Source organism: Listeria aquatica, assembly GCF_014223975.1.
Taxonomy (GTDB): Bacteria; Bacillota; Bacilli; order Lactobacillales; family Listeriaceae; genus Listeria; species Listeria aquatica.
Map to the genome: position 1 here is coordinate 553,334 of NZ_JAARRM010000002.1, position 10,995 is coordinate 564,328.

At 36.5% G+C, this 10,995-nt stretch carries 11 protein-coding genes; all 11 read right to left on the reverse strand.

Features of this window, described 5'->3' with window-relative positions:
• Positions 1–70: 70 nt before the first annotated feature.
• Positions 71–1,489 carry a flippase gene (locus tag HB912_RS08590; RefSeq protein WP_185373767.1) on the reverse strand — a complete coding sequence of 473 codons (1,419 nt, stop codon included), beginning with the start codon at positions 1,487–1,489 and terminating at the stop codon, positions 71–73.
• Positions 1,490–1,552: 63 nt separating this feature from the next.
• A complete protein-coding gene (locus HB912_RS08595; RefSeq protein ID WP_185373769.1) occupies positions 1,553–2,485 on the reverse strand; it encodes a DUF6625 family protein in 933 nt (310 codons plus the stop codon).
• A gap of 54 nt (positions 2,486–2,539) precedes the next feature.
• Positions 2,540–3,622, reverse strand: coding sequence for a glycosyltransferase family 4 protein (locus tag HB912_RS08600; RefSeq protein ID WP_185373771.1), 1,083 nt, complete (start codon positions 3,620–3,622; stop codon positions 2,540–2,542).
• Between the two features lie 7 nt (positions 3,623–3,629).
• Positions 3,630–4,718 (reverse strand): glycosyltransferase, encoded by a 1,089-nt coding sequence (locus HB912_RS08605; protein WP_185373773.1) that lies wholly within the window; start codon positions 4,716–4,718, stop codon positions 3,630–3,632.
• Positions 4,687–6,018, reverse strand: a complete 1,332-nt coding sequence (locus tag HB912_RS08610; protein WP_185373775.1) for an O-antigen ligase family protein — start codon at positions 6,016–6,018, stop codon at positions 4,687–4,689. Before HB912_RS08610 ends, HB912_RS08605 begins: the two co-directional genes overlap by 32 nt.
• A 493-nt stretch (positions 6,019–6,511) precedes the next feature.
• On the reverse strand, positions 6,512–7,273 hold the full coding sequence (locus tag HB912_RS08615) for a WecB/TagA/CpsF family glycosyltransferase (RefSeq protein ID WP_221635672.1): 762 nt from the start codon (positions 7,271–7,273) through the stop codon (positions 6,512–6,514).
• A gap of 78 nt (positions 7,274–7,351) precedes the next feature.
• Positions 7,352–8,029: a CpsD/CapB family tyrosine-protein kinase gene (locus HB912_RS08620; protein ID WP_185373777.1), complete on the reverse strand. Its 678-nt coding sequence runs from the start codon at positions 8,027–8,029 to the stop codon at positions 7,352–7,354.
• The gene (locus tag HB912_RS08625) at positions 7,986–8,750 is read right to left on the reverse strand and encodes a YveK family protein (protein WP_185373780.1); all 765 of its coding nucleotides are present in this window, start codon (positions 8,748–8,750) and stop codon (positions 7,986–7,988) included. Before HB912_RS08625 ends, HB912_RS08620 begins: the two co-directional genes overlap by 44 nt.
• Before the next feature lie 21 nt (positions 8,751–8,771).
• Entirely contained in the window at positions 8,772–10,052 is a 1,281-nt protein-coding gene (locus HB912_RS08630) for a nucleotide sugar dehydrogenase (protein ID WP_185373782.1), read from the reverse strand.
• A 25-nt stretch (positions 10,053–10,077) separates the two neighbouring features.
• Positions 10,078–10,563: a DUF4352 domain-containing protein gene (locus HB912_RS08635; RefSeq protein WP_185373784.1), complete on the reverse strand. Its 486-nt coding sequence runs from the start codon at positions 10,561–10,563 to the stop codon at positions 10,078–10,080.
• Between the two features lie 69 nt (positions 10,564–10,632).
• Positions 10,633–10,995 (reverse strand): immunoglobulin-like domain-containing protein (locus tag HB912_RS08640; protein ID WP_221635673.1); only part of this gene is annotated, 363 nt, incomplete at its 5' end.

A 10,995-nucleotide genomic window follows, 5' to 3' on the forward strand; every position in this document is an offset into this window, starting at 1 on the left:
TATTAAAGTTTCTCAACAAAATATGAACCGAATATCTTCAGTCCGTTTTCATCAAAACAAACAAATATTTTTAATTTCTATTTTTAAATTTATCCATCAATACACGTACAGGAGCAGGTTTTATTAAAATCATAAAAATTGCATATACGACAACTGCGGTGGCAATTTGGACACACATGGAATAAAAAGTCCCTTTAATGAGCATCCCCATTCCAAATCCAGCAACTACCATTACAAGTGCAGCTATCACATAGCCTGCAGTCTCTTTAAATAAATGAATTTGCAAACTTTTTCTTATCATGATGATTTGAGCAATAGCAATTACTGCTTCTCCTGCTACAGAGGATATGGCAGCTCCAAGCGCCCCATATGAAGGAATTAATAAGAATGATAGAGCAATCGAGACAAGGATACCCACAATAAGTGACACAATTGATTTTGCTACTTGATTTGCAGCAACCATATACTGCTGGCCAATAATCGATCCCCATCCCATAAATAGAAGACCTACCGATAGAATCGCTAATACATATTCAATACCATCAAAGTTTTCCCCAAAAAAGAGTAGCGAGAAATTTTTCGAGATTAAAATCATGCCGAAAAGCAGAGGAATTGAGATCATGTTAACGATTTGAAAAGATAGTAATGTATAGTTATTCGCTGTTTTAGCTTCTCCTTTATGAAATTCGTTAGCTATCCTTGGGAAAATCACATTACCAATAGCCGTGACACAAGCTGATAGCATCCTAACTACCTTATCTGAGTTCTCGAAATAGCCAGTCTGTGTTAATGTAGAGAAGTTTCCCAAAAATAATTTATTCATATTCACAAAAATCTGAGTAAGTAGTTGCGGTAAAAACAAGAAAAACACGGGTCGAACATGCGGTTTCAAATCTAGATTTTTGACCGCTACTTTGTGTATTCTTTTCCTTAAATATGTCCAAAGAGTCAAATTCCCTAAAAAAGTAGATATAGCATTTATCGCTACATACAAAGCAATGTCATTTGGAGTTCGAATGAATATAAAAACACTTACAAGGGCTACTAATTTTACAACGATATTTCTTGAAATCGTCTTTTTGAAATCTTCTAGCCCAATAAAAAACCATGAAATATCAACAGCAGCAGCCAAGATAAAAATACCTTGTAGGATGAAAATGAATGTATACTCTCCGTACACATAAATAAACAAACCATATAATAACGCTGAAATAAAGAACATCACTAGTTTTATGATCATAAGTTCAAAAAATACTCTTGACCTGTCTTGATCTGATTCCCTGACCTGAGCAATTGATCTAGCACCATATATTGAAATACCTAAGTTTCCGATCAAAATAAAGTACTGAACAACTGAATACGTATACGCATATACCCCTATTCCTTCTGCCCCTAATGTTCTTGAAATATAAGGAACTGTTACTAGAGGGATCAGCATAAGAAGTATCTGATACGTCATATTATAAGCATAGTTTTTTAAAATTTTCATATTTAATTTACTCCTGACAATAAATCTAAGCTTCTTTATATTTTCAACGCGTAGTCTGCTAAATTACTTTAAGATATACCTTTTTATTCGTCTATTTAAAATAAATTTTTGTTTGTTGAAATGTTTATTCATATCTTGGAAAATATTATTATTATCCAACTGTAAAAAATGTTCTTCCTTAAGGCCATCATAGCATGGCAATAAGCCTTTATTTGTGATTAAAATATGAGTAGCATCTTGCGTATTATCTACCATTTTTCTTTTTTGAAAATGAATATAAAGATACTCCTCTTTTGTAATCATGCCTGTTTTTTTATGGTACGTGCATTTAAACAAATTACCATTTTCCCACTCAAACAATGTTGTCTTGGCTTTACGATTAGCATCGTTTTCACAGACATCAATCATTCTAAACTTCCAAGGATCAATATCAATAAAATCTCTTTCTTTATATCTAGGTACTTTGAGTAAATCAAATTTACTAGGCATTATTTTTTCATCGAAAAAGTAAATCCTATTAGAAGTAAATACTTTTTTATAGTTTAGACCTTCATCCGACATAAACCGATCATTATTAAGTTCATTATTCCTATACAACATAAAATGTCCGTATTGATAGATTTGGTCATATCGCTGTAAAACATCCTCAGTTACAAAATGATCAATTCTTCCAAAGATCAAATCCACATCACAATAACCCCAGAAATCATAGTCTTTAATCCAATTTTGCAAGACTTTTCCATATGTTGGCTTATAATCACAAAGCTTATATGGAGATTCTAATGCAATTGGAAAATCAAAAGCTTGTTGAACAATTGATCTAAATTCCGGAAAGGACATCTTCCAGAAGCTAATGTTTTCAAACTCGATTTGCAGGTCATTATCACTAATAAAAATAAAATCAATATTTTCATTTCTGCCACATGAATTCATAAATACATTAAAATTCTCTGGAAGGTTGCCAAAATAAGGCACAATAATTACAATTTTTTTCATCTATGGAAAATCCTTCCTTTTAAAATTATAAAGGTTCTTGAGTAAAATTAAAACTTAACGTGATTTTTTACTAATAATGAGATAAAGCTTTCGTCTTGTTCTACTAATACCTGTATAAAGATTGAATAACGGGTGGTAACTCTCATCAATGAGTCCAATGAATTCTACAGCCACTTCAATAAGCAACAATAAAACAACTATCAAAATAATGGATCCCCAAGTAGTTGAGAAATATAAAAGAAAACTAATTCCTGAGAATAAAGCCGCAATCACATAGAGTAATAATACGGTTTGCCGATTGCTCAATCCTAATGCCAAAAGTCGATGATGAATGTGCGAGCGATCTGCCGTCGAAATCGATGTTTTTTGCTTTAAGCGGCGAATAATCGCAAAAAATGTATCAGTAAAAGGTACGCCTAAAATAATAATCGGAATAAGAAGAGAGATTAGTGTCACATTCTTAAATTCCATCAACGATAAAATCGCGATCATAAATCCGATGAACATCGCACCTGTGTCACCCATAAAAACCGAGGCTGGTGGGAAATTAAAGACCAGAAATGCTAATAACGCGCCAACTAACAAGAAAGCTGTAAATGCGCTACCCATGTTCCCCAAAAGAAGCGCCATTCCTCCAATTGTCATTAAAGCAATTGTAGAGACTCCACCAGCTAAGCCATCTAGTCCATCAATTAAATTAATTGCATTTACAATAGCCAAGATCCAAAAAATCGAAATCGGAATGGCAAAGTAACCAAATTCAATTCGTCCGAGAAATGGTAGATAGATATGGTGAACCATAATACCACCCCAAATTGTGACGCAAAGTGCAGCAAGCACTTGACCAGCTAGTTTTAATTTGGGTGAAAGTTCTTTAATATCATCAATAACACCTGTTCCAACAATGATTAGCATGCCAACAAATAAAGGTAATGCATTACTTCGATCAATAGGGGCTAGAAAAGCCATGATCGTAAAACTGAGGAAAATCGCGAGCCCACCAAGCGTTGCCGTTGGTTTCGTATGCGCATGTCTTTCACGTGGCATATCAACCGCACCAACCAAAAAAGCTAATTTACGGATAAGGGGCATCAGCAATAGTCCCAATATAAAGGTGAGAACCGTCCATACTAACAATCTATATTCAACTCCATTCTTTTTGCCGTTCATCTAAGTTTGAAATACTTAGTGATTCCTGTGATTCTTCTTCCAATAAACTTTCATAGTAGCGATCCCATTTTTCAAAATACTTCTCAAGTGAAAAATCCGTTTTTATTTTTTCATATGCAGCTTGTGATAATTTTTCTCGTAGTTTTTCATCAGTTAAGAAATATCTCAGCTTTTCTACCATGGAAGATATATCCCCTGGCTTGATCAACATGCCATTTTCACCATCTTGAATCACTTGAGGAATACCTCCAACGTCCGAGGCCAAATTCGGAATACCTTCAGACATGGTTTCTAAAATAGACATTGGAAGACCTTCTTGATAGGAAGGCAGCAAATGTAGTACTGTTCCAGCTACTATTTCATCCCGATCTTCTTTTAATAGCCAGCCACCGAGGCGGACATTTTGACTAGCAAGAGCTTCCATCTCTCTTTCAACTTCTTCGATTTCACCATCTCCAAACAGCGTGAAACATACATTTGGAAATTCGGATTCTAGTTGCTTGGCGACATGAAGGATATCATAACTCCCTTTGCGTTTGCCTAAGCGACCAAGCGTAATAATTTCTGTTGCTCTCGGATTGTATTTGGGTTGTTCTTCAACCATCACTGCGTTTTCAATAATTTCAATTGGTGCATCTGTAATTTGCTCATAAAATGCTGCCCATTCTTCACTTAAAACAACAAGTCCATCTAAACGAGAAAGTTCTCGCCGAATCTTTTTTTTCGCTTTTTTTCCTGCCAATTTGTAAAAAGTGTCAAATTGAGAGGCATGCATATGGAAAATGACTTTTGTACGACGTGGTACTAATTTAGCGAGTAGTGCTTTTCTATGAAAACTACTTTTTTGTGCTACATGAAAATGAACAACATCGATCTTGTTTTTTCTAATAATCTTGCGTAATGTCAACATGGCTTTTATTCCTGTTGAAAATTTATGTTTTTCTGTCCATGTCGCTAGGTAGGCTACCTGATTTTCACCACTATAATATTCTTTAAAATTGGCAATAACCGTTGCAATCCCGCCTTTTGAGTCAGATTTTGGTCCAACCATTAATATATTCACTTTGCTTCACTTCCTTCGAAACCGCTTCTTCTTCATTCGCTGAAGAGTGCTTGTATTTTTGTAAAAGTATTCCACCGCATACAAGCCCGAGCATGGTTGAAGATAGTGCTGAAAACATCACATGTCCTGCTGAAATGCTGTAGAACATCAGAACCATGAAGGCGATTGTATAAATACTGCGATTTTGTTTTTTTAGTGATACAAAGAAGAAATAACCAAGCATCACTGTAGTGAGTACAACCCCAATTAAACCAAGTGCATAAAGTCCATCTACTGGATCCATTTCAATCAAGCCATATCGTTCAAAGTTAATCGAACGATATTCGAAGCCAAAACCGATAAGTGGAATCAAGAAATTATTGCGATTATTCGCAAACAGCTCATAGCCAGCTACCATATAGTCACTTCGTGAACTCGTTAAGAGCCTGATCAAGTTCCCGTTGTATAAGCGGTAAAAATAAGTGATTCTATCTACCATTCCGGATGTTGCCGAGATAATAAAATCCCAGCCCGCAGTAACCAGACCAATTAAAACAACCACGGCAATAATGAAGATGACGAGACGATAAATTGGTTTAAAGTTTTTTTGGAAAAGTAGAAAGTGAATCAGAATGCCTACAGTAAATAAAATGCCATAAAGAATCCCTGTTTTTGTACTGATTAAAATTAGAGTAACGATAATCCCTAAATAGAGCACCACAAGGGCTAACGTTTGAAAAAAAGCTTTTTTTTCAAGGGCTTTTATAAAGTACCAGCCAACAAACGTGGCATTGATCATAAAGGCAATGGTTAAATCATTGCTTGCGAAGAAAAAGCTTTTATAACCCGCATTACTATTCACATAGGATTGATTTCCCATATTTAAAAAGTAAGGAATCAGCATTTCAAGTGTAAATAAAATACTTACGACCAGAAAAATTTTGCTGTAATTCATTGTTAAAAAGATTTCCTTGCGTTGATAGACAAAGTAGGCAATCAAAACCCATAAGAAAAATTTCGTGAAAACTGCTAGGTCTGCAAACAAAAAAGTCATAGAGTTTTGCAGAACAATCGCTTGTAAAAATAGCAACATGAGCGCCCCAACAATAAAGCTAATAGAAATCAGTGTATAAAAATTTTTCCTTAGGCCTGCATGGAGAATGCAAGCAACCAAGTAGATAACACAAAAGAAGCGATATGCCGTACCAAGCGGCAAAGAGACATTGAAGCTGATAAAAAGCCCATTTAAAAAATCAATTAGCGGAAAAACTGACATAATGACGAAAAAGAAATAAATATTTAATGGCTTATTTTTAGTCAAACGGTCACACCTCCTTTATCTACTAACCCTTTACTTATTCGGCTTGGAAAGTTACAAGAGAAATTGACTAATTTACTTTCCAAGTTTGTGCTTAAGTTGCAGTGCTGATTTTTCGAATAACAAGTACAAAAGATAAGCAGCAAACTGAGTAATTCAATGACAATGATTGATCAAATCATTTGCTACAGCAAGTAAATCCAAGAAATAAACACTATACAATACACCAGATACACGCTAAACGAAATCTTTCCTAAGAACAGATAAACCTGGTCGAGTAAGAAAATCTTGCGTTTTTTGATTGACAATAAACAAGGAGCACTCCAACACAGCCGGTACCAATCATCACCACATCCTAAAACACTTGTAGCAAATTAATGTCTGTTATGATTAAATGCGAACCGTGAAAACAAAACACTATGGAAGCAGGCATACAATTGAATAATAAGAAACAAAAAGCAGATTCGTTTTGACATTCTTTTTAACTTTCCAATTTTTAATAACGATGCAACTTCGCTTTGCCAACTTTAAAAAGAAACGAAGCGTTACCTGTTACGCTCCGACTAAACATCCGACGCGGTTCTTGAATGAAGCGGTAAAACCATTCCATTCCAGCTTTTTGCATCCAAACAGGGGCACGCTTAGTTTTTCCTGCGATCACATCAAAACTTCCACCGACTCCCATCGCAAATGGAACTTTCATCACATTTTTATATTCATTGATCCAAAATTCTTTTTGTGGGCTTGAAAAAGCTACAAATAGAAGATCTGCTTTGCTATCTCGAATTTGTTCCGCAATTGTAAGGGATTCCGATTCATCAAAGTAGCCATTTCGGTAACCTGCAATCTCGAGATCCGGATATTCTGCCTGATGCTTCGCTACAACTTCCTCCACAACTTCTTCCGTCGCCCCGAAATAAAACGGGCGCCATCCTTTTTCTGCTGCGATGGCCACAAGTTCCGAAAACAAATCAATCCCCGTGACACGCTCTGGCACATCATGACCAAGCATCCTCCCAGCCCAGACAATCGATTGCCCATCCGCATTAATTAACGGGCACTCATTCACAATCGCCTTAAGTTCTGGATTTTTAGCCATCAAATTGATCTTATGCGCATTAATGACAACATGTTGTGTTGGAATTCGTGCTTCCACAATGCGCTCCACTTCTTCAATCGTTTCATGCATTGTTAAGCAATCAAGCTGGCTTCCCAAAAGTTCTACACGTTTTCCTATATTTCCTTCTGCCACATACATCTTCAGTTCATCACCCTTCCAAAATTAGATATTATTTCAAATTTTCCATTTATTAATTTTGCATCTTTAAATCCCAAACTATTTATAAGCGTAATAATAGTAATTACTTTTCTTCTCGCTGACTCCATTTAAAACTGCTCCAATGATCGGCACCCGTGTCATACGAATTTGTTCCACGGCTTGCTTCGTCCGTTCTTTAAGCGATGAACCGAAACGAGTAATGAGAATAACACCATCCGTTTGCGGCGCAAGCACGAGTGCATCTGATACGATCGTAATCGGCGAAGTATCAATGATGATTAAATCAAAAATTTGTTGTAGTTCTTCAAGCGCACACGCCATTTTTTTCGAACCTAACATTTCATTTGGATTCGGTGGGATCGCTCCGCTCGTTAACACAAATAAGTTTTCCACTTCTGTTGGCTGATAACTTTCTTCAAGACTAATTTCATCCGTCAAAACCGCAGAAAGCCCAGTATATAGATTCTTCGAAAATGTCTTATGAATTGTTGGTTTTCGCAAATCTGCATCAATCAATAGAGTTTTCTTGCCTTGTTGTGCATTGACTATGGCTAAGTTAGCTGAAATTGTGGATTTGCCACTTCCTGCTTCTGGTGACGTAATCAAAATTGTGTTGAAGGTTGAATCAATACTTGAAAAATCAATCCCCGCTCGAATCGTTTTAAACTGCTCACTTACAGGAGAGTTCGGATCATTGTATGCGATTAATTGCTTCCGTTCGGTTCTTTTTTTCATTTTTTATTCTTCCTCCTTCCACACTTTTTTCAAGTTCTACCTGTTCCGGTTCAAAGGCATTCACTGTGCCAAGCACGGTAAGTCCGAGTGTTTCTTGTAAATCTTCCACACTTTTGATAGTGCGATCAAAAATCGTTTGAACGAATATAATCATTACACCTATTAAGGTTCCAATAACAAATGAAAGTGCTAACATTAAGCTTTTATGTGGTTTAACAGGCGCTTGTCCTTTTGTATACTGTGCCTGTGAAAGTATCGTAACATTATCAACTTTCATAATATTCGGTATTTGTCTTTCGAAAACCTGTGCTGTTTTATTTACAATCTCTGTCGCGCCCTTCGCACTTGGAAATTCCGCTGCAATCTCAATAATTTGTGAATTGGAATTATTGCTAACTTGAATAGCGTTTGCAAGCTCTGACTGAGAATATTTATCGTTTAACTCTTTCTCCACTTCTTTTAAAATCCGTGGACTTGTCACAATTGCACTATACGTATCCACAAGCTGTAAATTCGCTTGAACATCTTGTGCTTGAATATTGCTTTCACTAGAATCTACTTGGTTAACCAAAACTTGTGTCTTACTTTGGTAAACGGGCGTGGCAATAAACCAAAGATAAATACTCATGACACACACACATAAGCCAATTGCCCCCAAAATGTACCATTTGCCGCGGCTAATGGCGCTAAATATTCTTTTTAAATCAATTAATTCCTCCATTGCACTCTCCTACTCCATTTATTAAAACGAAGGGACATTCTCAATCCGACTTAGCGAGGCGATATTCCCTAGAGACAAATACTGATCGCCTACAAATTCACTTGGGAATATTTGTTTCGTATCCAGTACATAAGTTTGTTTCATCTCGCTTAAATCCGCTTCGGTTAATGTTTTAAATTCATTATGATCCGTTAAAACAAGCAATAAGTCACTCTCACGTGTCGCTGCTTTCCAATCTTTTTCAATCCAAGATTGATCCACATGTGGATCAAAAATACTTACTTCATAGCTGTCGTCATCTAATAATTTCTGAGTAATCTCAAGGGCCGGACTTTCTCGAATATCATCCACATTGCCTTTATATGTTACCCCCAAAACCGTGATCTTCTTCCCATCAATTTGTTCCATCAACCGTTTTGTTCTCGTGAAAACAAAATCGGGCATCGACGCATTGATCGCACGAGCAGTTTGAATCAACGGTGTCGTTTCCGGCGTGCTCGCCACAATAAAGTATGGATCGACTGCCAAACAATGTCCACCAACGCCTGGCCCAGGTGAATGAATATTTACTCGCGGATGCTTATTTGCCATCTTAATCACTTCTAGCGCATCAATATCTAAATCCTCGCCGATTTTCACAAGCTCATTGGCAAGCGCGATATTCACGTCACGGTAGGTGTTTTCCATCAATTTTGAAAGCTCTGCCGCAGACGCCGAAGAAGTAATCAGCTCGCCTTCAACAAAAATACTATAGATTTTTTTTCCAGCTTCCGTGCACGCCTTCGTCATACCACCGATGATTCGATTATTATATTTTAGTTCATGTAAAATTTTCCCTGGAAGTACCCGTTCTGGACAGTGCACAAGGAAGATATCTTTTCCAATTTCAAATCCCGCTTCTTCAATCAGTGGCTTCACAAAGTCTTCTGTCGTACGCGGGGCAATAGTCGACTCCACAATGACCGTATTTCCTTTTTCAAGAACCGGTACGAGAGACTTCACTGCATCGAGAACATACGTTAAGTCACAACTTTTATACTGATCGTCTTTATTTGGTGTTGGAACAGCAACAATAAATGCATCCGCTGCCTCCACATTTAGCTGTGCCTTGAAGTTCCCAGACTGAACGGCTTTTTTCAGTTCTGCTTCCAGTCCAGGCTCTTCCAAGTGCACACGCCCATTATTTAACATTTTAATAACATCTTCTTTTACATCGACACCAATAACTTCCTGGTTATGGTTTGCGAACATAATAGCTGTGGGTAAGCCAATGTAACCTAAGCCAATTGTAACAATTTTCATTCTGACACCTTCTTATTTAATTAGTCTATTTTGTTTTTACTTCCCAAGTTGCTTTTACATCATCGCCAGGTTTATATTGTAATTCTTTTGGAGCAACACCTTTTTTCAATACAAAATAAACAGTTCCAGTAAGCGATTCACCTTTTTCAAAAGAATCCCCAAACGAAGCATAGCTATAATCTGGTTTTACTGTTTTGCCATCGCTTGTTTTAAGAGCAAAATCAACAGTTCCCATACCTTTTTGATCATTACTTACGTTTTCCGCCTTCACCTTAAAGCTATAGACTTTTTTATCAGAACTGCCTTTATCTGACACTTTACTTTCATCACTGTTTTCTAAAGTAATCTTCATGTTATCGATTGTTATTGTGTTATCATTTTTAGAAATCGACACACTTTGTTTCTTTGTTTCTTTGTTATCATCATTTGTTTTATTATCACCAGCACCACTTGAACATGCCGTTAGAAAAACGACGAGTAGGGCGCTGAAAATTAATAAGGTTTTTTTCATTTTAATATCCTCCATAAAATTGAGTTCATTGAGATACCTTAAAGTATCCCAATGAACCAAAAAACTAGTTTACGCAGCTATAAAAGTATATCTATCTAGTTCTACGTGTGCAGTTGTTTTATTATATCCATAAATAGTTACGCGATCACCGTGATTAATACTTTTAGTCCAGTATTCGAAAGTCCCATCTTCGTTGAAGCTTCCGCCCCAAGCTTGAGCTTCTCCGCCATTAACTGTGATGTAAGCTACTTGGATATCTCCTGTAAAGTTACCTACAACCTTTGCTGTTTGATAGTCATAGTGAGCATCCAAAATCTTACCTTGTAAGTTAGAACCAGCTACTTCTCTGACTGTGAATGATTTTCTGTCTAACTCTTTACGTGTATTTGGTTTTGCTGCATCATAAGCAACTAGTTCAACTTTTTGTCCTGC